Genomic DNA, 376 nt, shown 5'->3' with positions numbered 1-376 from the left:
GCATGGCGTAGATGGGTGGCAGGATCATGCCGCCCGCGCAGCCCGCCGCCACGGCGGATTGGCACGCTTCCAGTACATCTTCGACACGCAGGTCGGCGACGCCTGCCAGAACGGGTACGCGGCCGGCCACATGGTCTACCGTTAATTTGTAGAGGCGCGCGCGCTCGGTCTTGGTGAGAGCATAGAATTCGCCAGTGCTGCCAGCCGCGATGATGCCCTTTGCGCCATTGGTAATGGCGTCGTCGATGAGGGTCTTATATCGGGTCTCATTGAGCGAGCCATCGGCTCCGAAAGGAGTGACGAGAACGGGGAAGATACCGCCCCAGTTTGCATCGGCCATGATCTGTTATCCTCTGTTGCGAGATGTGGTTGAAGC

1 protein-coding gene is annotated in these 376 nt (G+C 60.4%); it reads right to left on the bottom strand.

Features of this window, described 5'->3' with window-relative positions:
• A partial coding sequence (locus EN885_RS33200; RefSeq protein ID WP_164897988.1) for a dihydrodipicolinate synthase family protein occupies window positions 1-340 on the bottom strand: 340 nt, incomplete at its 3' end.
• Window positions 341-376: the final 36 nt, after the last annotated feature.

The sequence above is a fragment of the Mesorhizobium sp. M6A.T.Cr.TU.014.01.1.1 genome (genome assembly GCF_004022765.1).
In the GTDB taxonomy this organism is placed as follows: Bacteria; Pseudomonadota; Alphaproteobacteria; order Rhizobiales; family Rhizobiaceae; genus Mesorhizobium; species Mesorhizobium mediterraneum.
Note: the sequence above shows the minus strand (reverse complement) of the source record. Positions and strands in the feature narration are given on the sequence as shown.